23 protein-coding genes and 1 riboswitch are annotated in these 24,286 nt (G+C 37.9%); of the genes, 7 read left to right on the top strand and 16 right to left on the bottom strand.

Features of this window, described 5'->3' with window-relative positions; all coding sequences use genetic code 11:
• The first annotated feature begins 178 nt into the window (after positions 1–178).
• Entirely contained in the window at positions 179–2,020 is a 1,842-nt protein-coding gene (locus AB3M96_RS04295) for a sialate O-acetylesterase (RefSeq protein ID WP_412966338.1), read from the top strand.
• A gap of 554 nt (positions 2,021–2,574) precedes the next feature.
• Positions 2,575–3,501 (top strand): oxygen-dependent tRNA uridine(34) hydroxylase TrhO, encoded by a 927-nt coding sequence (gene trhO / locus AB3M96_RS04290; RefSeq protein WP_412966337.1) that lies wholly within the window; start codon positions 2,575–2,577, stop codon positions 3,499–3,501.
• Positions 3,502–3,595: 94 nt separating this feature from the next.
• Here the strand turns inward: trhO and AB3M96_RS04285 are convergent, their stop codons facing one another.
• Both AB3M96_RS04285 and AB3M96_RS04280 read right to left on the bottom strand, forming a co-directional pair.
• On the bottom strand, positions 3,596–3,802 hold the full coding sequence (locus AB3M96_RS04285) for a hypothetical protein (RefSeq protein ID WP_412966336.1): 207 nt from the start codon (positions 3,800–3,802) through the stop codon (positions 3,596–3,598).
• Positions 3,803–3,998: 196 nt separating this feature from the next.
• Positions 3,999–4,661, bottom strand: coding sequence for an oxidoreductase (locus AB3M96_RS04280; protein WP_412966335.1), 663 nt, complete (start codon positions 4,659–4,661; stop codon positions 3,999–4,001).
• 207 nt (positions 4,662–4,868) lie between these two features.
• On the opposite strand from AB3M96_RS04280, the gene AB3M96_RS04275 reads away from it, so the two are divergent.
• Positions 4,869–5,756: an MBL fold metallo-hydrolase gene (locus tag AB3M96_RS04275; protein WP_412966334.1), complete on the top strand. Its 888-nt coding sequence runs from the start codon at positions 4,869–4,871 to the stop codon at positions 5,754–5,756.
• Between the two features lie 440 nt (positions 5,757–6,196).
• On the opposite strand, the gene AB3M96_RS04270 is transcribed toward AB3M96_RS04275, so the two are convergent.
• Together AB3M96_RS04270 and AB3M96_RS04265 are read right to left on the bottom strand one after the other, a co-directional pair.
• Entirely contained in the window at positions 6,197–6,721 is a 525-nt protein-coding gene (locus AB3M96_RS04270) for a hypothetical protein (protein ID WP_412966333.1), read from the bottom strand.
• Positions 6,722–6,734: 13 nt separating this feature from the next.
• Positions 6,735–7,241 carry a hypothetical protein gene (locus tag AB3M96_RS04265; RefSeq protein WP_412966332.1) on the bottom strand — a complete coding sequence of 169 codons (507 nt, stop codon included), beginning with the start codon at positions 7,239–7,241 and terminating at the stop codon, positions 6,735–6,737.
• 188 nt (positions 7,242–7,429) lie between these two features.
• Between AB3M96_RS04265 and AB3M96_RS04260 the strand changes: the two genes are divergently transcribed.
• Positions 7,430–8,683: an ATP-binding protein gene (locus AB3M96_RS04260; RefSeq protein WP_412966331.1), complete on the top strand. Its 1,254-nt coding sequence runs from the start codon at positions 7,430–7,432 to the stop codon at positions 8,681–8,683.
• 37 nt (positions 8,684–8,720) lie between these two features.
• Here AB3M96_RS04260 and AB3M96_RS04255 read toward each other — a convergent pair whose 3' ends face one another.
• The 7 genes from AB3M96_RS04255 to AB3M96_RS04225 all read right to left on the bottom strand — a co-directional run bounded on the left by AB3M96_RS04255 (position 8,721) and on the right by AB3M96_RS04225 (position 16,295).
• Entirely contained in the window at positions 8,721–9,215 is a 495-nt protein-coding gene (locus AB3M96_RS04255) for a hypothetical protein (RefSeq protein WP_412966330.1), read from the bottom strand.
• Between the two features lie 18 nt (positions 9,216–9,233).
• Positions 9,234–10,148 (bottom strand): ParA family protein, encoded by a 915-nt coding sequence (locus AB3M96_RS04250; protein WP_412966329.1) that lies wholly within the window; start codon positions 10,146–10,148, stop codon positions 9,234–9,236.
• A gap of 425 nt (positions 10,149–10,573) precedes the next feature.
• The gene (gene thiD / locus AB3M96_RS04245; protein ID WP_412966328.1) at positions 10,574–11,371 is read right to left on the bottom strand and encodes a bifunctional hydroxymethylpyrimidine kinase/phosphomethylpyrimidine kinase; all 798 of its coding nucleotides are present in this window, start codon (positions 11,369–11,371) and stop codon (positions 10,574–10,576) included.
• Positions 11,368–12,027: a thiamine phosphate synthase gene (gene thiE / locus AB3M96_RS04240; protein ID WP_412966327.1), complete on the bottom strand. Its 660-nt coding sequence runs from the start codon at positions 12,025–12,027 to the stop codon at positions 11,368–11,370. Before thiE ends, thiD begins: the two co-directional genes overlap by 4 nt.
• The gene (gene thiM, locus AB3M96_RS04235) at positions 12,014–12,844 is read right to left on the bottom strand and encodes a hydroxyethylthiazole kinase (protein WP_412966507.1); all 831 of its coding nucleotides are present in this window, start codon (positions 12,842–12,844) and stop codon (positions 12,014–12,016) included. The genes thiE and thiM overlap by 14 nt, the downstream gene beginning before the upstream one ends.
• A gap of 78 nt (positions 12,845–12,922) precedes the next feature.
• Positions 12,923–13,034: riboswitch (TPP riboswitch) on the bottom strand.
• A 98-nt stretch (positions 13,035–13,132) separates the two neighbouring features.
• Complete coding sequence (locus AB3M96_RS04230; RefSeq protein ID WP_412966326.1) at positions 13,133–14,830, bottom strand: M3 family oligoendopeptidase; 1,698 nt, start codon at positions 14,828–14,830, stop codon at positions 13,133–13,135.
• A gap of 142 nt (positions 14,831–14,972) precedes the next feature.
• Complete coding sequence (locus AB3M96_RS04225; RefSeq protein ID WP_412966325.1) at positions 14,973–16,295, bottom strand: multi antimicrobial extrusion protein MatE; 1,323 nt, start codon at positions 16,293–16,295, stop codon at positions 14,973–14,975.
• Between the two features lie 281 nt (positions 16,296–16,576).
• Here AB3M96_RS04225 and AB3M96_RS04220 point away from each other — a divergent pair, with 281 nt between their 5' ends.
• Positions 16,577–16,900: a hypothetical protein gene (locus AB3M96_RS04220; RefSeq protein WP_412966324.1), complete on the top strand. Its 324-nt coding sequence runs from the start codon at positions 16,577–16,579 to the stop codon at positions 16,898–16,900.
• A gap of 40 nt (positions 16,901–16,940) precedes the next feature.
• Here AB3M96_RS04220 and AB3M96_RS04215 read toward each other — a convergent pair whose 3' ends face one another.
• Entirely contained in the window at positions 16,941–17,642 is a 702-nt protein-coding gene (locus AB3M96_RS04215) for a gamma-glutamyl-gamma-aminobutyrate hydrolase family protein (protein ID WP_412966323.1), read from the bottom strand.
• Between the two features lie 12 nt (positions 17,643–17,654).
• The gene (locus tag AB3M96_RS04210) at positions 17,655–18,710 is read right to left on the bottom strand and encodes a DmpA family aminopeptidase (protein ID WP_412966322.1); all 1,056 of its coding nucleotides are present in this window, start codon (positions 18,708–18,710) and stop codon (positions 17,655–17,657) included.
• A 438-nt stretch (positions 18,711–19,148) separates the two neighbouring features.
• On the opposite strand from AB3M96_RS04210, the gene AB3M96_RS04205 reads away from it, so the two are divergent.
• Both AB3M96_RS04205 and AB3M96_RS04200 read left to right on the top strand, forming a co-directional pair.
• Positions 19,149–20,144, top strand: a complete 996-nt coding sequence (locus AB3M96_RS04205; protein WP_412966321.1) for a zinc-binding dehydrogenase — start codon at positions 19,149–19,151, stop codon at positions 20,142–20,144.
• A gap of 144 nt (positions 20,145–20,288) precedes the next feature.
• Positions 20,289–21,782 (top strand): carboxylesterase/lipase family protein, encoded by a 1,494-nt coding sequence (locus AB3M96_RS04200; protein WP_412966320.1) that lies wholly within the window; start codon positions 20,289–20,291, stop codon positions 21,780–21,782.
• Positions 21,783–21,866: 84 nt separating this feature from the next.
• On the opposite strand, the gene AB3M96_RS04195 is transcribed toward AB3M96_RS04200, so the two are convergent.
• The 3 genes from AB3M96_RS04195 to AB3M96_RS04185 form a co-directional block, all read right to left on the bottom strand.
• Positions 21,867–23,027: a DUF4317 domain-containing protein gene (locus AB3M96_RS04195; protein ID WP_412966319.1), complete on the bottom strand. Its 1,161-nt coding sequence runs from the start codon at positions 23,025–23,027 to the stop codon at positions 21,867–21,869.
• Positions 23,028–23,153: 126 nt separating this feature from the next.
• Entirely contained in the window at positions 23,154–23,465 is a 312-nt protein-coding gene (locus tag AB3M96_RS04190; RefSeq protein ID WP_412966318.1) for a hypothetical protein, read from the bottom strand.
• Between the two features lie 70 nt (positions 23,466–23,535).
• A complete protein-coding gene (locus AB3M96_RS04185) occupies positions 23,536–24,279 on the bottom strand; it encodes a hypothetical protein (RefSeq protein ID WP_412966317.1) in 744 nt (247 codons plus the stop codon).
• Between the last annotated feature and the right edge of the window lie 7 nt (positions 24,280–24,286).

Raw genomic sequence — 24,286 nt, 5'->3', positions numbered from 1 at the left:
CAGACCCTTTTTTATAAAGCTATCATAATGGCATAAAGTGAAACTTCAATCAGTGGAGGTTTTGTTCAACCCACTGATTGTTAGTTGAACCAATCGGGGTGTTAAAGTCCGTTATCTTCCACCGTTTTGAAGTGGAAGTCTTACGGACGATTACTCCGAGATAAAAGGAGGGGTAACTTTGAAACTATCTAGCATTTTCAGTGATGGGATGGTTCTACAACGTAATAAACCAATAACTATTTCTGGATATACAAATCCTTCACAAAATGTACATGTACAATTTCTTGAGAGAACATTTTCAACCACTTCTGATCAAAATGGTGACTGGAGCATCAACCTTGGTCAGTTTGAACCAGGCGGGCCCTACCAACTGGAAATCGAAGCTGATGATAAAATCGTAATCCAGGATATCTTGATCGGGGATGTATGGATCCTTGGCGGCCAATCAAACATGGAAATGAAAGTAAAAGAAACTCTAGATCTATTTTCTGAAGAAATGAAAGCGGTTCACCAACCATTCATTAGACAATTTACGGTGCCACAGGAATATAATTTCCATGGACCAACTAGATTCGTAGAAAACGGCTCATGGATTAACGCAAGTGGAACTTCAGTCATGGATTTTAGTGCAGCAGGTTATTTTTTTGCTAACGAAATCTATGAAAAATATGGAGTTCCTATTGGCTTAATTGCAACAGCAGTAGGCGGCTCACCAATTGAAGCTTGGATAAGTGAAAGTACATTACGTGAAATTGGTGGCTATGAAACTGAATTAGAGAAAAATAAAGATGATTCCTATGTCTCTTCTGTAAAACAAAGTGACGAAAAGCGCCATGTCGCTTGGGGGAAACAATTAGATGAGAAAGATTTAGGTTTACTTGAAGGCTGGTATGAAGAATCCTTTATCCCAGAGGGCTGGAAGGAAATTAAGGTTCCTGGGACATGGGAAGAAACAGAGCTCGAAAACTTGAGAGGTTCTGTATGGTATCGATATGAATTTGAGTTACCATCTTCAATGACAGAGAGCGAAGCTATATTAGCACTAGGAACAATCATCGATGCGGACAACACATATATTAACGGAACATTGATTGGCAACACGACCTTTCGTTATCCGCCAAGACGCTATCCAATTCCTGATGGTATATTAAAACCTGGAAAGAACAACATTACTGTACGAGTGATTAGCACTCAAACAACAGGCGGTTTCGTAGTTGATATGCCATATAAAATTAGTGCGAATGGTCAAGTAATAAGCCTAACAGGCACATGGAAATATCGAATTGGTGCCGTTACGGAAACATTGGAAAACCCAACCTTTTTCCAATATAAGCCTGCTGGAGACTACAACGGGTTAATTGCACCAATTAGTAATTATTCTGCAAGCGGCGTCCTCTGGTACCAGGGAGAGTCAAATACAGGTCAACCCGATACCTATAAAAAGCTATTTGAAGTGATGGTGAATGATTGGCGTCAGCACTGGCCAGAGATTCCTTTCTTTATTACACAGCTAGCTAACTATGACACTGGGGCTCCAACGAACAAGAACTGGGCCGAACTTCGAGAGCAGCAACGCCTCTCTCTTGATATACCAAATACGGCAATGGCAGTTACAATTGATATTGGAGAATATAACGACCTCCATCCTCAGGACAAAAAGACACTGGGGCAAAGACTTGCATTATGTGCTAGAAAACTAGTTTATAAGGAAGACATTGTCTATAGTGGACCATTGTATAAATCTATGGAAATACTCGGAAGTGAAATCCATTTAACTTTTGATCATATAGGTAGTGGCTTGGTAGTCCGTGGAAAGCAGTTAAATTCGTTTGAGATTGCAGAGGACGGAGAGTTTTCTCCAGCTACAGCAATTATTAACGGAGATAAGGTTATTGTCAGTAATAGCCACGTTACAAAGCCTACTCACGTACGATATGGATGGTTGGACAATCCAGACAACCCCAACCTCTATAATATAGAGGGCTTGCCGGCATCACCATTCACAACGGAAAGTAATTAATATGAGGGACAACCTTGATTGTTAGGGGTTGTCTTTTTTCTTTATAGGTTGGGTTGGAGAAACAATCTATCTTACTTTCGGTCTTCTGCTGTGTAAATGATTGGTTCGTAGAAGTGGTCTATCGTTCTTTCGGTCTTCTCCTGAGTTTTTGAATAGCTAGTAGAACCCTTCTACCTTACCCAAATCAGCCGCCGTCCTCTTTCTCGGGCACGTAGAACCTCTCTACCTTACCGAAATCCTACACCCGCCCACTTTCTCGGGCACTTAAAACCTCTCTACCTTACCGAAATCCTACACCTACCTCATTCTCGGGCACATAGAACCCCTCTACCTTACCGATCCTACACCTACCTCATTCTCGGGCACATAGAACCTTTCTACCTTACCCATATCCACCACCGCCCCCTTTCTCGGGCACTTAGACCTACAACCCACCCAAACCCTCCCCACTCCTCAACAGACCCACAACCAAAAAAAACAAAAACCCCTAAACACAAAAAAGCACCTTCATTTCAAGCGGAAATTTTGTTATTATACTTAAAGTAAAATAGAGAATGAAAACAGGTGAGGACAAAGTGGATTATCAAGTATTACTTTATTATAAATATATTGCAATTGAAGACCCGCAGGCTTTTAGAGATGAGCATTTTAATGTATGTACGGATATTGGCTTAAGGGGAAGAATCCTTGTTGCTGCCGAGGGGATTAATGGTACTGTTTCAGGTACAATCGAACAAACTGAAGCATACATGAATCATATGCGCAATGATGCTCGATTTTCCGATATGGTTTTCAAGATTGAGCCTAGTGAAGTGCATGCTTTTAAAAAGCTGAAAATCAAAGTAAAACCCGAGATTGTAAATCTTAGCCTTGATGATGATCTGAATCCTAACGAATTAACAGGAAAGCATCTTTCACCGAAAGAGTTTTATGAGACACTTCAACGTGATGATGTCATTGTGCTTGATGCACGAAATACGTACGAATATGACTTAGGGCACTTCAAAGGCGCTATCCGCCCAGACATTGAAACATTCCGTGAATTGCCACAATGGGTAAAAGATAACCTGAGTGAGCACAAAGACAAAAAGATTCTAACCTATTGCACGGGTGGAATTCGTTGTGAAAAATTCTCTGGATTCCTTGTAAAAGAAGGCTTCCAAGATGTTTCGCAACTTGAAGGTGGAATTATCAGCTATGGATACGACCCAGAAGTTAAGGGTGCTTTATGGGATGGAAAATGCTATGTATTTGATGAACGCATTTCTGTTCCGGTTAACCGTACTGGAGAAGAAACGGTGGTTGGTAAGTGCTACCACTGTGGCAAACCTGAAGAGCGTTATGTAAAATGCGGTAACCCGGAGTGTAACAAACATCTTCTCCTCTGTGAAGAATGTGAACACGAGCATCACAGAGCTTGTAGCAAAGAATGCAAAGAACACCCTCACAATCGTTATGTGAAGGAACATCAACTGACATAATCAAACAACCTCCCTCTTTTTTTAAGAGGGAGATTTTTTTTCCACTAAAAAGGGTACTGTTATAGTAACTCTTGTAATCTAGTAGGGGTAGTGTTTATTTCACCAACAGTTCACGTTTTTCTTTCACGATACTCTCTTTCACTAATGCCCTTTTAACCCCTTGCAATTCTACCTGAACTTCCTCTATTTCCTTAATAATCTTATATATCTCATTTTCCTTTGCAATTTCCCAATGGATATCCTGCAGTTTGAGTACTGCCAAATAAATTTTTTCCTCTAAAAATAGCCTTCTCTCTATCATGTTTCACCGACTCCTTTTAAAAAGTCCTAATTTCTGATGTCGCCATTTAAAACAATCACTAACGTTCGTTAGTATAATAATCTCTTTACTAATAATTTGTCAATCTTTTACCATTATTTATTTAAAGTAAAGAAAATATTTATTAGCGTTCTAATAAATACTTCCCTTCCCTATCTTTTATTATAAAAGTACTACCTTACCGTCCAATCTCAGCAATTCCTTCAGAAGAATAGATCACTTTCCCCTTTTCCTTATTTTGCGCAACCTTATACATTGCTTTCGCTACTGTTTGACCTTCAATAGCTTTGTATTTTCGCATCGGACCGACAAACACAAAGCCCAGCACCTTATACAATTTTGCTGCAAATTCTTCACCAAGTCGAAATTCCTGTCTATCTCCTAACAGAAGAGACGGACGGAAAATAGATAGATGTTTATACCCAAGTGATGTAACCTTCTCCTCAAGCTCACCCTTCATTCTTGAATAAAATATAGGAGACTTTGGGTTCGCATTCATCGAGCTGACAAGTAAATAATGTGCAGCACCCGCTTCCTTAGCAAGACGTGCTATTTCAACCGGATATTCAACATCTACCTTGTACATAGCTTCCTGTGTTTTTGCCTTTTTAATTGTTGTGCCGAGGCAAATAAAGACATCTTCTACAGCCAAATACTCTCGATAATTCTCCAAATGTGAAAAATCTACCTGTACCTCTTCTAGCTTCGGATGATTGATTCCAAGAGGTCTACGTACAAAAGCGTACACCTTTTCATATTCATCAGCATTTATAAGTACACGAAGAAGTTTATTACCAATTAAACCTGTTGCACCGGCAATTACTGCCTTTTTACTACCCATACGTAAACACCCTTCCAAGTAACGCTTTTACTACCCACATCATGCAAGAAAGTGAACGTTTTCGTCAAGTTTTACGTAACTGCTTTAACGAAATGATGCATAACTATTGCCTTTCGTCATATATTTCATGGTATAATGAATGAGTATTCATTCAATTTAAAAGACGTTATTGTAAAATAGATACTTACTCAAAAAGAGGTGGACATATTGAATCGAATTGGTCCTATTATTATTGTAGAAGGTCCAAATAAAAGTAAGGTCCCTTTTTCACGAAGCATATACTTAGATTGTGAAGATAAAGTACTTATTGATACAGGGGCTGAAGCCGAATCATTGCTTAAGATAAAAAAACAGTACGGTATTAATCTAATAATTAATACGCATTACCATCCTGATCACACACAGCATAATCATCTTTTTAAAGATGTTCCTAAGTGGATTAATCAAATTGAATACGAAACAACTCGTAGTGTGGAAGGTGTTGCAAAAGCAAATGGAATTTACCAAGAATGGGGACCAACGGGTGTAGAATTTTTTAAACAGTCCGTACCTACTGAATGGATTGAAAACCTAAGTGACATCTCGGATTACTATGAGTATGAAAAAGAGTACCGGTTTGGGAATATCAATGTGAGTTTCCTCCATACTCCTGGTCATACAAAGGGATTTGCATGTCCTTATTTTCCTGACTTAGGCGTTGTCTTTGTTGGTGACTATGATATGACAACCTTTGGACCTTGGTATAACGGAACAGATGGAGACATTGACGAATTTATCGCTTCTGCCAAGCGACTGCTTTCCCTTGATGTCGACACCTATATTACAGGACACCAAAAAGGCGTCTTTACAAAACAGGAATTTCAAGAAGCAATGAAAAAGTATTTGGCTATCATTGATGAACGCGATCAAAGAATTGAACAATATGTTAAACAAGGGATGACCTTTGAAGAACTTGCCAATGTCGGCATTTTCTATCCGCAAAAAATGCTTCAACAGCCTATTTTACAAACCTGGGAGCGAAGTGGAATTCGTAAACACATTAATAGATTAGGATTAACTGTTTTAGGTGCAACAAATGAATTTGTCATATCATAAGAAAAGCGCAAGCGCCTGGTAGAGGAACACCGATTAAATTCTGCCACGTCCTGTGGCGAACATCGGTGTCAGCACATCCTGTGCAAGTCAGACAAGTGCTGGCCGACTAAATGCGCCACGTCCTGTGGCAACGTTGGCACTAGCACATCCTGTGCGTCGTAACCCTGACGAGGAGGCTCGAAAAAAAGCAAAGCTTTTTTCCTGCGAGGATTATCCTCACGAAGCATTCCTTAGTGTTGCCGCCGCAGGAGGGGTGAAGCGACCTCGAGCTGCTTAAAAGCGAAGCTTTTGCGCAAGATAATCGAGGAAGCTTATTCAGGTAGAGGAAAACTGGCTAGGCGCTGGAGCTAGACATCATAACTAAGTTGAAAGTTTTATACTTTCTTATCTCTAAAAAACGAACGCACAAAATAGATTACACATCTACTTTGTGCGTTGTTTTATCTTTCCTCCCACTCAATATCCTCATTCTCGACTAGGGCTTCGATTGTTTGTAAGTGGTCAGTTTCGCTAGTGATTTTATAACCATCTAGATATGTTTCTCCAAGATCAAACACAAATGATTGAGTTCTTAGTATCCCATCCTCATTTTCTATTGTGGTAAGGATATCTACATAGTATTTTTCATACCAGCCTGCATCATCACGGTCTTTTATCATTTCAATCTTTGAGAAATCACTCAATAAATCTTCCATTATTTTCTCGTCTTCTATGGTTGCTTTTGATTTCAGCACTGGAAAAGAATCCCCAGAAGTATCTTTAATAGAAATTGTTATTCTTTGAATCTCACTCTCATTATTTATTAAACTCGAAGAATACTCTGTAAAAGTCGTGTATTTTTCCTGAATATACAAGTAACCAATACCTGATACAACCAAAAGTATTCCAAGAATAACTGCAATTCTCTTTTTAAATGTCAATTTAATATCGAATATATCGAACGCTTTATCAATCCAGTTATGCATTTGTTTCCCCCCATTATTCATAGCCCCCTACAGCTTCAGGAAGCTTTCTATATTCTTCCTTTTGTTTGACAAAATTGAATACGAAATTACGCATTTGTATTAGTTGCTCTGCATCAGAGGTTAACTCACAGTATTGCCCTGAAACTACGTGCGTGTATATTTCCCCATTAATTGTAATCTCCCATTTATCTGTACTATATGGCTCCTGACTACAAGCAGTATTTGGTATTAACTTTTTTTCTTCAACTATATTAATTTCTTTCATCTTCTTATAAATTGCGGCTAGTTCACTATTTGAGAAAGTAACCTTTGCAGTGGCAGTACCGTTTTCTATTAAATCCTTTGTTACGGTTCCACTATAAGTGTTAATCTCATTTTTACCCAGCACACCAAAATTCAGGCTGAAATTAAAGTCATGGGGCATATCGTCTGGCATATTTGAAGGAATTGAATCAGTCCGATCTTCACAACCAACAATCAACAGCATAATAAAGAAAACCCAGACAAAAACCTGTTTCATAGTAGCCCCCTAACAATTGTTATAGCAAGAAAATATAGCGATACAATTATAAATAATGGTAAAATAAGAACTAATTACTAGATTCTTAAATCTAATGAAATATTTTTGTCTCTTAAAAAAAGAATATTGTCGAAATATTAAATCTATTATAATATAAATATAAATACAAATCCAATAGAAGGTGAAATATGGAAATCACGAAGCATTTTTTATTTAACCTTGCACTATTAATTATGATTTTATTTATTGGGTTATTGTGGATCGAGAGGAAAATTAATCTTACTCTTTCTAAAAGGGAGGCCTTCTTAGGATTTTTTATACTGCTTCTGGTTTGTTTTTATTTTTCATACAAACCTTCACCGGAGTATCATTTTGACCTTCGCCTTCTGCCAGTGCTACTTGGCGGTTTATATCTGGGAATTGGTTCGTTTTTGTGTCTCGCTGTTATCGTTATCAGAGGTTTTTACGGTGTTGATACAGGCTTTTTTACAAATATACTGCTATATTTACCTCTCTCTTTTATTTTATGGAGAATATACCCTTGGTTTTGGAAACAAAATTCATCAAGACGTGTTTTCATAACAGTTGCATTAGGACTAACACTTTCTATTGTTACTGCTACAGGTATGCAGATTTTCACGCCACCAGTAGATTTATTTGATGCATGGTTTGCATATTTGGTTGTACCACCGATCGGACTTGGAATTCTGTCGTATTTAATTGAATTCGTCCGAAAAAATCTACATATGCGTCAAACACTCGTAAAATCTGAAAAACTGCAAGCTGTCGAACAGATGGGTGCCGCAATTTCTCATGAAATTCGTAATCCCCTTACGGCAGCAATGGGATTTGTTCAATTATTGATGAATAATAATCTCTCGCGACTCAAACAAAAAGAATACTTAACAATTATTAAAGAAGAGCTTGCTTCGGCTGAACGTGTAATTCAAGATTATTTAACCTTTTCAAAGCCTTCTCTTGATACAATTGAAACTCTTCATGTAAAAAGAGAGCTAAACCAGGTGATTAAAATATTAAAACCGACTGCTAACCAAAATTCAGTTGAGATTAATACGAATTTTACTTTTATGGGATCCATTGAAGGTGATCGTCAGAAATTCCAGCAATGCTTTATTAATGTAATTAAGAATGCGATTGAAGCAATGCCACGTGGTGGACGACTTTATGTTGAAACAAGCTATGATAAAAATTACATAACAATCATTGTTAGGGATACAGGTGTTGGGATGACAAAGGAACAAGTTGAAAGACTTGGCGAACCCTACTACTCAACAAAGGGTTCTAAAGGCACAGGGCTTGGTATGATGGTTGTTTATAGTATCGTAAAAGCCATGAATGGTACCATTCGTGTAGAAAGTGTGCTAGAAGAAGGTACTGAATTTACGTTCCAGTTTCCTTCTGTTAAAACAATACATGGGTAATAGCCGACTCTAAATGAAATCGGCTTTTTTTATGTGTTTATATTAATTCTGAAAAGGCCTTGCCTCTTTTTCTAGCTCGAATATGACTTTTTAATACCTCATATACCTCGTTTTTAGTACCCTTTATGTCAACCTTTTCCCCTGTAAGAAGACAGTATAAAAGTTTCAAGTCCATTACAGTCGTTTCCTTCATTATCTTAGATCTTGTAGTTGTATCTATATACGTTTGGATCTGCTCACTAGTGTGTAGATCCTCAAAAGAAATTTTGGTACCAACAAGCTCCTTATAACGCTTTTGAAATAATAGGTCTACACTCTCCGAAAAAGAAACTTTTCGATTTTTAGATGATGTTTTCTTCGCATTTGCTGCTTGAAATTTTGGTGAAACAATTTCAACATCACCGTATCCTATGAAAATCTCTATTGCTTGTTCAACTTCCTTAATCTCCTTTTTTGACAGCTGAAGTGTTTCATAGATAGCTTTTGTCTTTTCTAAATGACTAGCAAGTTTTTTATAGGTTACAGTTGCCATGTACACTCTCCTATCCGTTTAGGTAACTATTACACCTGTTGGCTCAAGACAATCCAACAATTCATCTGTTAATCCTGCATACTCTGAACATTTCTTACCCTCGGCTGTATCCCGTGCAATGTCCTCGTAATTTCGAATAATCGTATCAAATAAAATTTTTCCTTCTTTATCAATAGATAATAACGTTTGAAATCCTGATAACTGTAAGTCCCCCATTAAATCTTGGCGCACGTTCTGATTTTTCACAGATCCCTTCTTCAACGTTTCAAAAATACCAATTAATTGAGGTTTCGGTCCAAACAACAACTTGGCTAGTGTTGCATTCTCATCCTCTAGGCAATATTTCTTATAAATTCCTTCCACTGTTTTTATGTAGTGTACGACTCCACGTATACTGATTGTTTGGACGATAGTAGGTATCATATAGTAGTCTGATAGTAAAAAAGCTCCCTGTGTAATCACATTATTACTCGGAGGACAATCAAATAAAATATAATCATAGTCTTTCTCAATATTACTCGTTTGGAAAAATTGCTGTAGGACCACTAAGTCTTCAAATTCGTTCTTTAGCCTTGCAGCTATTTGATCAAGGCCACCATTTTTATAAAAGATATTGGAGGGTATAAAGTGGATTAGTTCAGCGGTTTGTTTTATTAATTTTGTAGTAGGAATGTTGTACTCCAAATACGGAAATCTTTTAAATTGGTGCCACATATCATAAATAAAATTAAGGCTCTCGTCTTCTTCAAGTTCATCAAGTGTCTTATCAATCCTTGTTAAGCAGATTTCACTCAGTGAGCACTGTGGATCAAGGTCAATTAATAATACTTTTTTGTTTGCTTCAGCAAGATGTAAGGCAATCTGATAAATACTTGTTGTCTTTCCAACGCCACCTTTATAGTTTCCAACAAATATCTTCTTCGCCTCTCCCATTTTTAACCCCCTCATTTTATATTCAATAAAATGTATTAGAAAAATAGGAAAATATTCTTAGAATTGCACAAGGCGCCCGCCTAACGGCGACAAGCATAAGACGAAATGGCTGGAAGGTTGATCTTTAACCTTCCTGACAGATTGGCTAGACCAAAGAACCGATGGCGCCTGGAGCTAGACACCAAACTTAGTTGTAGATTACAAACCTGTTAAAAAGGAAAAAGCAAATGTCAATAAGCAATGGTATGCTTTTAGATTGGTTTGCTAGTTAAAAGCATACGAAGCTTCCATTTTTAAGGAAAAAGCTTTCGAAGTTAATACAGGTTGAAAACTGGCTAGGCGCTGAGCAAAACAGCAATATTTTATGCTTTCTTATCTCTTAAAATAAAAAGCTGGTAAAGGCAAAATACCTTTACCAGCTTTTTTTAAACAAAAGACATTGGGGTTAATGCATAACAATGATTGAGTGGCCCGCTTCCCTTTCCAAGGTCAAGACCAGCCTCCAATGCTCCTGAAATGTACCTTTTTGCTTCTCGGATACTTGTTTTACTATCAAAACCTTTTGCTAGATTACATGCAATTGCAGATGAAAGAGTACAGCCTGTTCCATGTGTGTTAGGATTGTCTACTCTGTTTCCTGGAAACCAAATGAATTCTCCACTGCTATATAAAAGATCATCCGCTGTATCTTCAAGGTGGCCACCTTTTATTAAAATATTGCCTTGGTAGCCTTGAGATATTTTTACTGCTGCTTCCTGCATGTCTTCCTTCGTGCGAATTTGAATACCACAGAGTGCTTCTGCTTCATGGATATTTGGTGTAATAATGGTTGCTAGTGGTATTAGCTTAGTAATGAGCGCATCCATCGCTGTTTCACTGAGTAACCGGCTGCCACTTGTGGAAATCATAACTGGGTCAACCACGATGTTTTTAGCTTTGTACTCCTCAAGCTTTTCAACAATTTTCAAAATAATTCCAGGGGAAGAAACCATCCCTATTTTCACACTATCAGGATATATATCAGTCATAATGCAGTCCAGCTGTTGCCCGACAAAATCGGGAGTACAGTCTACTACCCCAAATACTCCTGTTGTATTTTGAGCAGTAAGCGCAGTTATTGCGCTCATGGCATACATATTATGTGCCGTAATGGTCTTAATATCTGCTTGAATCCCCGCTCCTCCACTACAATCAGAGCCTGCAATTGTTAAAACTTTTTTCATTTTGGCAGCCTCTCCTTTTCTTGAGTCATTTTTGTAGACAGGTCACGCAACACCTTACATGACCTTGCTATATCAGGCTTTGCAAAAATCGCTGAAACTACTGCAACTCCATCAACACCAGATCCGTTTAATTCATGGATATTGGTTTCGTTAATTCCACCAATTGCAACAACCGGAATTGACACAGCTTGACAGATATCTTGAACCATCTTGAACGTCATTGGAGTAGCGTCGTGCTTCGTTCCTGTTGGAAAAACAGAGCCGACACCAAGATAATCGGCACCAGATTGTTCGGCTTCGATGGCTTGCTCTACAGTTTGAGTAGAAACTCCGAGGATTTTATCAAGTCCAATCATGCTTCTCACAGTTGCCACAGGTAAATCTTCTTGCCCAACATGTACTCCATCTGCTCCACTCGCAAGCGCTATTTCAACATTGTCGTTAATCACAAAAGGCACTTTATATGTATCTGTTAGCTTCTTAATCTCTAAAGCTTCCTGTAAAAACGAATCATAATCTAGCGCTTTTTCACGTAACTGAACAAATGTTACGCCACCTTTAAGAGCTTCCTCTACTTGTTCAATTAGTGTTTGGTTTCCTGTCCACGCTCGGTCTGTTACTGCATATAAAAGCATATCTTTTTTATCTACCTTCAATTTTCATCCCGCCTTGTAATAATGTTTGATCTAGCTTGCTCATATAATCGATGAGGAACATTCGGAATGAAGAAGTCCCACCCTCAGTTGCTGAGACTCTATCAAAGGCGAGTTCACCACAAAGTCCCAGCGCACTAACTGCAGCTGCGGTACTCGGAAGGATTTCATTAGGATTCGCTCCACAGTATGCTCCTACAACAGCCGTAAGCATACATCCAGAACCTGTGATTTTAGCCATCATCGGGTGCCCATTTCTGATTACATATGCATTTTCTTCATTCGCAACAATATCAATCGCACCGGTTATTGCTACTACTGCTTTCGTTTGTGCACTAGCTGCTTTTGCAAATTGAATTGCTTCTGCCAGATTTTCTTCTGTCACTACATCTTCAGCTGCAGCATCGACTCCCTTTGTATTTCCGCTACCGGCATAGACAGTCTTAATCTCAGACATATTCCCGCGAATTACAGAGTATTTCACCTCTTCAAGCAGCTTGTAAACTGTTTGTGTTCGAAGTGTTGATGCTCCTGCCCCTACTGGATCTAAAATGACTGGATGACCTAATTCGTTCGCTTTTTTACCAGCAAGAATCATAGATTCTACTGTTCTTTCATTAAGCGTTCCTATATTGATTACGAGGCTACTACAAATACTTGTAATCTCCTCCACTTCCTTACTGTCATCAGCCATAATCGGTGAACCCCCACAGGCTAACACTATATTAGCGACATCATTCACGGTCACATAGTTCGTAATCGTATGTACAAGTGGCGTTTTCTTTCTAACATTTTCTACGATTTGTTCAAACAAGTTCATCTCTCCTTTTTGATAGTTGGATGTTTGCGAAGTTGGGAAAATAAAAAACGGCATACCCATAAGGATATGCCGCATGTATACACATACTAAATAAACTCCCTACGTTGGCATTATCCAAATCAGGTTCACGGGTCTAAGCTACATTTCGCTTACTCTCAGCCTGCAGGTGCAAGCTCCCCTTACTTTGATTAAATTTTTAAACAATTCAAGTATAACATAGATTTTGGGTTTGTAACTCTTAATAGTTACTAAACTTCCATCTCCAATGGGACTTCACATGTCCCATTTCTATAATGATTGCTCCATCTTTTCCAATTGTGAACCTACAAATTTTTCGAGTGCCACGAATGTTTTTTCTTCAAAAGGTGATTGTAAGTTCCCTTCCTTAAGAAGTTCTAGGAAGGATTTACTTCCTCCTATTTTACAAAGCCTGACATATGTTTCCCATGCTTTTTCAAAATTCTCATTTGACATACGCCAAAATTCAAGAGCACAAACCTGTGCGAGCACATAATCTAATAGATAAAATGGTACTTCGTAGATATGGATGACTTCTTGCCAAATGCCTCCTTCAACCAAGTAAGGTATCCCATCATGATCTCGATAAGGCAAATATTTTTTCTCTATTTCAGACCACAATTGTCGTCTTTCCTCTGGTGTTAAGTCAGGGTTCGCATAGACTTCATGTTGAAACTCATCACCTGCACATAGTCTTGGCATTTTCACGATACTGTCAGCTAAATGAACAAACTTATGTTTTTCTGCATCCTCTTTAAAAAAGTAATCCAACCAAGGATACACGAAAAACTCCATGCTCATCGAAAAAATTTCGGAGGCCTCCATGGTTGGGAAGAAATATTCAGGCTGCTCTTGAACTTGTAATGCATTATACGCCTGGAAAGCATGCCCTACCTCATGTACAAGGACCCTAATATCGTTAGAAGTTCCATTGAAATTAGCAAACACATAAGGGGCTTTTTGCTTCCATAAGAAGGTGCAGTAGCCAGTGTATGCTTTACCAGGTTTGTGAACTAAATCGAATAATTCACGTTCTGTCATTTCGTCATAAAAGCGTTTTGTTTCTAAAGATAATTCACTGTACAATTTCCTTCCTTGTTCGATGATCCATTCTGGGTCACCTTTTGGTATAGGGTTTCCTTCGAGAAACTGTACCTTTTCATCGTAAATCTTTACGTTTTCTACTCCGATTCTTTTCCCATGGTTTTCTACAATCTTAGATGCAAGTGGAACAATATGAGTCAGCACGTTTTCTCGGAATACCCGTGCTGCTTCTGCATCCCAATCAGAGCGATTCCAACGAAGGTAAGCTAATTCAGTGAAATTGCTAAACCCAAGTTCCTTTGCAATTCTAGTTCTAACCTTAACCAGGTCATCGAATAGCTTATCGAATTCTTCTTGATTTTTTGAAAAGAATTCATATTTTGCTTCAGTGGCCTGTTTCCTAACAGTTCGACTTGAGTTGCTGATAATATATTTATCAATCTGTGCTAACGATTTTTCTTCCCCCTCAAATAAAACCTTAGCATTTGCAATTAATTTCTGATAATTACTTGTTAAGCGGTTCTCCTCTGCAAGCAGGTCCATCACAACTTCGGAAATCGTCTTTACCTTTGATTCCGCAATATGAAACAGTTGCTTACCAAATCGTTTTTCTAATTCTGCTTTAAAAGGCGTTTCTACCAAAGCCCGATAATAATCAGCTTCTACATTTTCGTATTCTGGACCAAAGGTATTAAAAAACTCGTATTCTTTCTCATAAAAAGGGTCTGTAGTATCTAACGTGTGCCGAATATGAGCAATCATTTGAGCGGAATCATATTCTTCTCGAAACTTATTTATTTTTTTAATTGTACTTATTTGTTGTTCTGCATTGGCAGCTTCTTGAAATGATTTTATTAATTGTTTCATTTGCGCTTTTACATTTTCAATCGAAGGCCTTTCATATGTAAAATCTTTAAACTTCATAACTCTTCCCCCTTTTTATAAACCGACTAACCAGTTTATTTAATTTTACCACCTATGATAAGATTTTCCAATATTAATTTTCCATAAAAAAAAAGCGAATGTAAAAAATCCGCTTTATCCGCTCATATAAAGTAATCTTCACTCAATGTGCCCTGCTCAACCTCAACAATTTCCCTACTTTACCTCTAATTTTTGAATAGTTTAAGATGGCTGTTAACACTAGTAATTCCGCAAGCAATCCGATTGATTGGGCAAATGCACCAATTACTCCATTCCAACTTACAGACACCTTTACACCAATGAACAAAATAATAAACGTAATTACTAGATTCGTAGACTGTGAAAATATGGTCACTTTTGTTTGGCGTTGAAGCATTAATAAGCCATTTAAATAGTCAACAAATGGGAACACAATTGCTAAAATCATAAAGATTTGTAACGCTTCTAACGTTGCATCAAACAAACGCCCACTAACCCCCATCATCCTTTCAAGGAAGAAGGTCCCTGCACTTGTATAACAGATGATTGAAAGGACAACAACTGGTAAGAAGCTAATAAAGAGCGTAAATCGTTTTACCATTGATTCATGGCCCTTGTAAAAGTTAATAACGATTTGATGTGTATATGAAAGATAACTAATTGCTAACTGGGTAATACTGAATGCAATTGTATAACTAGCAATGGCTAACTCGATATTATCTGTTTTACCTAAGTAGATATTAATCACAGGTCCAATCAGTACAGTCACAATGGAGGAAAGCATCAATGGACTATAAAAACGGAAAATTTGTGATTTTGAGTTAATCTGCTCAGAGCTTTTTTCCGGCATTTTTTTCACGAGAGATCTTGCTTCTATAAAGCTCATTACAAATTCAACCATCATACCAATTAGGAAAATGTAAGCCCCTGTTTTTGCAGTAATCGTTCCTGTATTTATAAACATCAATGAAACAACATACATAACAGCCAGGCGAATTAGCATCCCAATTGTCAGCCATTTTGTTTGACGATTATAAATAATGATTCCATGATACAAACAACGAAGCCCTGAAAAGATCGTCACATACATAGCAATTTGATAGGTAGCTTTTACTTGAGGAACAATATCTTTATTTGCTCCAAATATTTTTAAAAAGATAAAATCTCCTATAGGTGTAAACGCAATTACGGTTGTAAAAGCCACAATAATACCAATTGTATAATATGAAAACAGCTTCATTTTTTGGAATGACTCTCTATCTCGCACCATGGTTGAGCAGGTTTGACGGAGAATAACCGCTAATCGCTCTGTAATTGTGTGCAGACTCATTGCAATCGCATAAGTCGCAATAATAACCTCCGAATGAGCCCCCCGGGCTAGAGTACTGTTAATAATTAAATGGGATAATGTCACAAGACTTGCCGAAAACCCTAACGGAATAAAAAACAACAACAAGGTCTTCATCGATACAGTCTCATTTTTCATGCTAGCACCTTCTGATTTTGGAACATCAGCCCGTTACCCCATTGGGACATGGGGACAGGTCCGTTGTCCCATTTTTAGTTAAAAAACAAAACTTCGAAACTCGAAATATCCTCTCTATCTTATAAGATGTCAGCAATTTTCACAAGCACATTTTAAAAAAGATGGGATACAGGGACCTGTATCATTAAACGACATTTGTTCTACGAATAGTTGTCCTATTTCGGTAACACTTGCATATAGATTTATAGAGAGTTAGTGTTCGTGTAAAGGAGTGTACCACTTTGGAAAAATTCGTTGCTCTATTAGGTTTACTGTTTATCATATTTGTTATTGGAGTAATCGAGTCTGACGATGTAATCCATTATAAAAATGCCATAGTTGTTTCTGATTTGCCTGCAAACGAGGAAGTTAATGCGCCTGTTGAAGAAGATGAAGCTCTTGAAGGACTAATCCCAACTCTAGAAATGGAGTTAGTCGATAAAGAAGTGATTGCTGGGAATACAGTTGAAACTTACCGCGAGTATGAGGTTTACCGTAATGAGGATGATGAGGTAATTAAAAAAGTACCAACGGATAACTATGAGTATTTGGAATACTGGAGATAAACCAAAGGAGATAAACCCTACTATGGGCTTATCTCCTTTTTTAACAGCTTTCTACTAATCTTGTAAAAATACGTTTAGCCGGTTCGTTCCCATTAACCGCTAGCGCCTCTGGATGCCACTGAACTCCAACCACGAATTTATGTGCAGTACTTTCGATTGCCTCTATAACCCCATCAGATGCAACTCCGGATACGATAAGAGGCTCAGGTACATTTCTGACCGCCTGGTGATGATACGTATTCACCTTAAATTGCTCTTCCCCAACAATTTCAGCTAGTAAGCTATTTTCGGTAGTTTTAACGAAATGAGCAAGATGATATCGAGTTGCTTTTTGAGAATGCTGGAGTAACTGATTATTTATTTGTGTATAGATATCCTGGTACATATCTCCTCCAACCGCAATATTTAAAATTTGGATACCCCGACAAATCGCAAGTATTGGCTTATCAACTTGAAGCACTTTCTGAATAATCGCTATCTCAAAGCTATCTCTACCAGGTGAAATTGTGCCAAGCTTAGGATGCGGCTCCTCACCAAACAATGTTGGATCAATGTCGCCTCCACCTGTAACAACAAGGCCGTCAATTTTCTCAACAATTTGCTCCACATCATTATCTAACCCAATCGGTAAAACTACCGGTATTCCTCCCGCCTGTATGACAGCCTGAACATAATCGTTCGAAAGACTATGCTTATAATCTAACTCGACATGTGATGTAACACCTATAATTGGTTTTTTCATCGTATATTCCCCCTACCTTTCCATTTTAATTTCCTCAATAAAATCGGCCAACGAAAACAGAACGTTTCCCTCTCTACCAACCGTTGTTTTAGCCGTCAACATTGAATTTAATATCGCTTCCTCTGTTGCATCAGCAACTGCAAGAAAAGCTTGATCAATATCCTCTTCATGAATTACTTTTATAGATAAAAGAGTATCTTGTTTATCATGTGGGATAGGATTAGCAGTGGAAAATCCAATGAAAACATCTCCGCTTCCATTTCCAATAAACGAACCGGTTCTACTTAGTCCGACTCCCGCTCTTTTGATGATTCGCTGCAATTGACGAGAGGTAACAGGCAAATCAGTGCCAATGATTATCATAATTGAACCCTTATCACCTTCAGGACTAATTGAAGTTAGTTTTTGCTTTAAAAGTGGCCCCATCTGAATTCCATTCATGCGAAACTGATCAAGTTCTCCAAAGTTAGAGAGCACTAAAACTCCCATTGTATAGGTCCCATGTGGATAACTTAGTATCCTTGACGAAGAACCGATTCCTCCTTTTAACCCAAAACACTTCATTCCCCTACCTGCACCAATACTCCCCTCTTCAAAATTAACGTCTGCATTATGTAGCGCATCAAGTACATGCTCCTTTTTAATCGACTGAGTGCGAATATCATTTAAAAACATATCATTGCACTCCCCAATAACAGTGTTCACCGTACCAGTGGTTCTCCCAATATGCTCATTTTGCTCAAGCATATAATCGATTAGATGAGTTGCACATTCCCCAACACTCAATGTATTTGTTAACAGAATGGGTGTTTCAATCGTGCCAAGCTCATTAACTTGTAACGTTCCAATTGATTTACCAAACCCATTCATAGCATATGAAGCTCCAACAACTTTATTGTTAAAAAGATTTCCTGTGTGCGGAAGAATCACAGTTACCCCAGTTTGGATATCCCCGCTTGATATTGTTGAGTGGCCTACCTTCACACCAGGTACATCCGTTATTTTATTTAATGTCCCTGTTTCTAGATTACCAATTTGTATACCATAATCACGTAGCTTTTTCTGCATGGATAATCTGTCCTTTTTAATTTAAGTATAGATGATTTTGAGTACGGGTGGAAATGTTTGGTGGAGGTATTTTATAAGGTAAGGCTTTCATCTTTGGGACATATTTTTGATACAATGGGACATTTATCCGTTCGAATGGGACATATTTTCCGAAACATGAGACAAATATCGATCTTCACAGGACATATTCTCCGAAACATGAGACAAATATCGGTCTTCACAGGACATATTCCCCGAAACATGAGACAAATATCGATCCTAACAGGACATATCTAAGGGTAATTAGAATAAATTCATAAACAGTCTACTTATAGCCCAAATCCTCAAACATCACTCAACCTCACCTTTTTTCCACCTTCCCCAACACCAATTAGTTGTAATTTTCGGACGATACCCATTACAATAAAACTATCAACATATTATTGAGGAGGGAATCAAATGAAGGCGTTCATTCATTACAAAGTTCCTGATATAGCTGGAACTTCTTATACAGACATGGAAGAAACTGCTCCTAAACATGGAGAAGTAAAAGTTAAACTATATGCTGCTGGATTAAACCACCGAGATTTGTTTGTTTTACATAGACATAAAGAAGACGAGCCACCTCTAATAATTGGGTCAGATGGTGCTGGAGTTATTGAAGAAGTGGGTCCTGGTGTTGAAGGAGTTTCTGTTGGAGATGAGGTTGTAATAAATCCTTCTCTTGGTTGGAAGGAAAATAGTGACGCACCACCAGAGGGGCATGAGATATTAGGACTTCCCGATCATGGCACATTTGCTGAAAAAATTACGATTTCTGCTGATAATGTTGGTCCTAAACCTCCCCACCTCAACTGGGAAGAAGCTGGTGTGTTATCACTTGCTGCGCTAACGGCTTACCGTGCGTTATTCACGCGAGGAAATGTAAAATCTACTGACACAATTCTTTTACCAGGTATAGGCGGCGGTGCTGTTACTTTTCTATTACTTTTCGCAAAAGCCATTGGGGCACGTGTTATTGTTACGTCCCGCTCTGCCCATAAACTGGAACGCGCATTAGAATTAGGCGCAGATGTAGCAATTGATAGTAACGGTGATTGGAATGAAGCTTTGAATGGTGAAAAAGTGGATGTAGTAATTGAGACCGTTGGTGCTGCGACCTTTGATAAGTCCCTCAACCAGCTCCGAAAAGGTGGGAAAATGGTTACCTTTGGTGCCTCTGCTGGAGATGAAGTGAATTTTAATCTACGAAACTTCTTTTATGGACAATACACATTGCTTGGTTCAACACTAGGTAGTGGTGAAGAATTTGAGGAGATGCTTCAGTTTGTTAATGAACATAAAATAAAGCCAGTCATTGACAAGGTGTTTCTACTTCAAGAAGCAGAACAGGCTCTAAAACGAATTGACGAAGCTGAACAATTTGGAAAGATTGCTATTAAAATTCAAGAATAACTACTTTTGCCCACCACTTTCAGGTGGGCTTTTCGTTATTTCTGGATAAAACAGGAAAACTTGTCCCTTATCACGAATACAATTAAATAACAACATAGACAGATTTTTCTAACGTATAGTTCTTATATTGAAAGGAGAATATCAATGTCTAACTTAACTGTTGAAACCGCTTACGGAAAAGTGCAAGGTGCCCAGGTTGACGGTTTATCTGTATGGAAAGGTATACCTTATGCGAAACCACCAGTAGGTTCTCTTCGTTTCCGAGCACCTGAACTACCAGAGTCCTGGGAGGAAGTACGTGATGCAACTTCTTTTGGTCCTGTTGCACCACAAGCGCAGCGAGATATCATGGAGTTTTTAGGAAATGATATTTCAAATATGAGTGAGGATTGCTTATATCTAAATGTATGGTCGCCTGCTGCAGATGATAAAAAACGACCTGTTATGGTCTGGATCCATGGCGGTGCCTTTATTGCAGGGTCTGGTTCAAGTAGCTGGTATGACGGTGCTTCTTTTGCTGCTCAGGGTGATGTTGTGGTTGTAACAATCAATTACCGCCTTGGTATTTTTGGCTTCTTGCATCTTGGTGAAATTGGTGGCGAAGAGTATGCTACTTCAAGCAACTGTGGGATTCAAGATCAGGTGGCAGCACTGCATTGGGTGCAAGAAAATATTGCTGCATTTGGTGGAGACCCAAATAATGTTACGGTATTTGGAGAGTCGGCAGGAGCAATGAGTATCGGCGTATTGCTGGGCTTCCCTTCAGCTAAAGGATTATTTCACAAGGCAATTCTGCAAAGTGGTGCTGCAGCAAATGTTCATTCAGCTGAAAAGGCTACACATGTTGCAAGTAAACTTTTAGAGGCATTAGATGTTGACCCTGGTAATCTCTCAAAATTAGAAGAAATACCTGTTGAAAAACTAATTCATGTTTCTTCACTCGCTCCAATGATGAGTTTAGGACCAATAATTGATGGAGTATCCCTACCACAACATCCGCAAGAAGCTATTAAAGCTGGTGCTGCTAAGGATATTTCAATCCTAATTGGAACGAATAAAGATGAATACAATCTCTTCACAGTGTTTGATCCTGAATGGAAAGATGCAGACGACGACAAAATACACGCATTATATGAAAAAACATTTGGACCACTTTTACCAGCGATTAAAAGCTTTTTCGCACAAGGTAAGCCATTAACTCAAGAGCTATTTAACAAGCTAGTAACAGTTAGCATTTTTACATACCCTGCCCTACAATTAGCAGATATGCAAGTTGCACAAGGTGCTCCGGTATGGATGTATCGCTTTGATTGGGAAACTTCAGTGTTTAATGGCGCGTTAAAATCGGCACACGCGTTAGAGATACCATTTGTGTGGAATAACTTAGACAAGGAAAATACAGAAAGATTTACTGGTCAAGGGACTGAACGTCAGCTTGTTGCCAATCAAATGCATAAAGCCTGGATTAACTTTGCTCGATATGGCAATCCAAGTGCCGATGCATCAGTAGAATGGCCAGCGTATGAAACACAAAACCGCTCAACAATGATCTTCAATGTTGAAAGCAAGGTTGAAAACGATCCGAACGCTACCGAACGGATGATTTGGGATCAAGCAGCAATGTTAATGAAAAACTAGAAACAGCAACAGAGTAATTCTCTCCAGAATTACTCTGTTTTTCTACAAAAAAAGCTGGTCCCGTAGAGAACCAACTTCAACATATTACAGCGTTTCCGCCTCTAGTTTAAATCCTTCAATATTTACATCTTCATCTATTTCTAACAATAAGCACCGTTTTCCTTGGTACATGATATACTTTACATTTTTCAAATCACTCGGTTTGATGGAGACATTTGCAACCTTTGTATTAATTTTAATCGATTTAGGAACTAAATTACTTGCTTTGAATTCGTGTCTTTCATCAGCGATTACATCTTTAAACGCATGCTCTACTTTTGCGGTATCTACATTTTCAACTCCACTAACTGTTAAGATACGTTCGATGTCTTTGTAATCTAACTTTGGTGGCTCGTCTTCTTTATTTTCTTCATTCTCCTGTACAATCTTATCGATTTCCTCATACACATTGGAAATAATTCTTGTGTCAACTTCGTCACCTATGACATTCACTAGTATTTGTTCAAAACTCTCTTTGTCTTCCTCAATCGTTATAATGTCTTCACAGGTAAGGACATCTGCAATAAATGTGATGTCAGGCTGATTTACTTTCCCTGCGTAATACAAAATATTGTTTACATTTGAATAGTTATTTACAAAGGAAGGAAACAGGAAGCCTGATAGCGGTGAATCCAAATTAATGATAGGGTCCACTGAATTATTTGATCGGAATTCCTTTTGAACATAATCAAATACTAATGCTTTCTTTTGAGGATTTGTTTTATTTAAGCTGCAAAGAATGAACTCGTTAGAATATACCTCATCATTGCCGCCTTCTTCAGACTCTGCATCCCGTTTACGAATCGGGGTTCGGTATTCCCCACGAATGAATGTTACCATCGTATCAAATTCATATTGGGTATGAGCAAACATTTTGCCGACGATTTGCAGCATATCTTCTTTCCAATCGTCGGTTGTATGAGCTTGTAACCCTCGATAAAGTACTGTTTGTGTGCTGTCCTCTACATCACGTCTAAACTTTAAATCAAATAATTTGGCATCTAACTGACCAGTTAACACCTTTTTAAAGTTTGTTAAAAATAGTTCCTGTGCTTCTTGTTCAAGCATTTGAAATGGTAGGCTGACATGATGATAAATCTCATCAGACTCCTTTTGAACGTATACATTAAATATTTCTTGAATGGTTAAATTATCATTATTTAACTTAAATTGTTTTCGGAAATGGCCGATGTCTTTTTTATTCATATCTCTCAACTCCCATCCCTGATTATACTGTTCAAACAAAAAAATAGTAATACTTGATATTTTTTTGTTTTTAATAGCAAGTCCATCAAAAAGAAAAAGCTACCTCGAAGATAGCTTTCTCTCAATTTACCAGCCTAAAATAAATTGTGTAATTACGGCGAGTATAAAAATAGCGAAAAAGACTGGAATATAATATGTTTTTGCATGCTTTTCTTCCTTTTTCCTGCCTTCGATATTCCATCCAATAAACAAGCCAACGAACATGCCTATAACACTAAACCGAAGTAAAGATACTATGTATTCAAAAGGATTCTTGTAGCTAGTTAAGGTACTACCTTCACCTAATTGTTCGACTTCTTTATAATCAACAAATAAGATTGCTAAAGATAACCCTATTGCCAATCCATAAATTGCTGACTTCCTTATCACTTTTTCCATTTCCGTAATCTCTCCCAGTAAATCCCTTTTCCTTCATCATAACAATAATGCACAACTTTTGTACATGTTATTACTTGAAGTATTCCTTTATCTTCACTTTCATTTGCTCCTTATTAGCGGCAAATTGTTTGTGTCTGTGCCCATTACCACCTGACGGATGAGGGAAACCACGCAGAATTGAGTCCCCTGAAATATAATTATTTTCCGCAAGATAATCTAGTACTTCTGAAACATTGACTCCTAAAGGTATATAAAGTGAGTCCTGGAAGTTCTCCGACTCCTTAGCAAATCCTTCCATTATGTACTTTTTTAACAACTCATTTTTTAACATTTTAGGCGTGGAGCCACTATAATTTTTCCCTTGATAAAATACAGGGTATGTAATGACCGACGCTGTTTGAACAAGATGGCTCGCTGTTGAAAATAATTCACTAGTAGAATTAAGTTCCAAATATGAATGTAAGTTGAGTTCATCAAGCATTTGAATAAGGTTCTTCCTCATTGGGCCCTCAAAGCTAGAATTCTTTTTCACCTGATGAAGAAGTTGTTCGTCACTTAGATTGTAATAATCAGGGTTTATAATCGTTGAATATGACTTCTTCATCTGATGAAATCCTGGAGTAATTCCAAGAATTACAACTTTTGCATTCTCATTTACGTACTCAAAAGGAGCATAGTAAATTTCAAGGTTTTTCTTTTCGTCTCTATCGAGTAGGAATTCTTCAGTCCGAATGTCTTGCTCCTCATAGTGTTGAGGTAGGGCTCTTATTTTATCTTTATATTGAGTAAACTTAGAAAAACTTGCAATTGCCATAGCTATT

Source organism: Ferdinandcohnia jepli, from assembly GCF_047246645.1.
Lineage (GTDB): Bacteria > Bacillota > Bacilli > Bacillales > Bacillaceae_L > Ferdinandcohnia.
This window is presented reverse-complemented; position numbering and strand designations above follow the sequence as displayed.

Coding starts and splice junctions, on each gene's coding strand:
- AB3M96_RS04205 (WP_412966321.1), top strand. CDS start 19,149: ATGAAGGCGTTCATTCATTACAAAGTTCCTGATATAGCTGGAACTTCT.
- AB3M96_RS04280 (WP_412966335.1), bottom strand. CDS start 4,661: ATGGGTAGTAAAAAGGCAGTAATTGCCGGTGCAACAGGTTTAATTGGT.
- AB3M96_RS04210 (WP_412966322.1), bottom strand. CDS start 18,710: ATGCAGAAAAAGCTACGTGATTATGGTATACAAATTGGTAATCTAGAA.
- AB3M96_RS04260 (WP_412966331.1), top strand. CDS start 7,430: ATGGAAATCACGAAGCATTTTTTATTTAACCTTGCACTATTAATTATG.
- AB3M96_RS04255 (WP_412966330.1), bottom strand. CDS start 9,215: ATGGCAACTGTAACCTATAAAAAACTTGCTAGTCATTTAGAAAAGACA.
- thiD (WP_412966328.1), bottom strand. CDS start 11,371: ATGAAAAAAGTTTTAACAATTGCAGGCTCTGATTGTAGTGGAGGAGCG.
- AB3M96_RS04230 (WP_412966326.1), bottom strand. CDS start 14,830: ATGAAGTTTAAAGATTTTACATATGAAAGGCCTTCGATTGAAAATGTA.
- thiM (WP_412966507.1), bottom strand. CDS start 12,844: ATGAACTTGTTTGAACAAATCGTAGAAAATGTTAGAAAGAAAACGCCA.
- AB3M96_RS04195 (WP_412966319.1), bottom strand. CDS start 23,027: ATGAATAAAAAAGACATCGGCCATTTCCGAAAACAATTTAAGTTAAAT.
- AB3M96_RS04265 (WP_412966332.1), bottom strand. CDS start 7,241: ATGAAACAGGTTTTTGTCTGGGTTTTCTTTATTATGCTGTTGATTGTT.
- AB3M96_RS04200 (WP_412966320.1), top strand. CDS start 20,289: ATGTCTAACTTAACTGTTGAAACCGCTTACGGAAAAGTGCAAGGTGCC.
- AB3M96_RS04225 (WP_412966325.1), bottom strand. CDS start 16,295: ATGAAAAATGAGACTGTATCGATGAAGACCTTGTTGTTGTTTTTTATT.
- AB3M96_RS04185 (WP_412966317.1), bottom strand. CDS start 24,279: ATGGCAATTGCAAGTTTTTCTAAGTTTACTCAATATAAAGATAAAATA.
- AB3M96_RS04190 (WP_412966318.1), bottom strand. CDS start 23,465: ATGGAAAAAGTGATAAGGAAGTCAGCAATTTATGGATTGGCAATAGGG.
- AB3M96_RS04285 (WP_412966336.1), bottom strand. CDS start 3,802: ATGATAGAGAGAAGGCTATTTTTAGAGGAAAAAATTTATTTGGCAGTA.
- trhO (WP_412966337.1), top strand. CDS start 2,575: ATGAAAACAGGTGAGGACAAAGTGGATTATCAAGTATTACTTTATTAT.
- AB3M96_RS04250 (WP_412966329.1), bottom strand. CDS start 10,148: ATGGGAGAGGCGAAGAAGATATTTGTTGGAAACTATAAAGGTGGCGTT.
- AB3M96_RS04215 (WP_412966323.1), bottom strand. CDS start 17,642: ATGAAAAAACCAATTATAGGTGTTACATCACATGTCGAGTTAGATTAT.
- AB3M96_RS04270 (WP_412966333.1), bottom strand. CDS start 6,721: ATGCATAACTGGATTGATAAAGCGTTCGATATATTCGATATTAAATTG.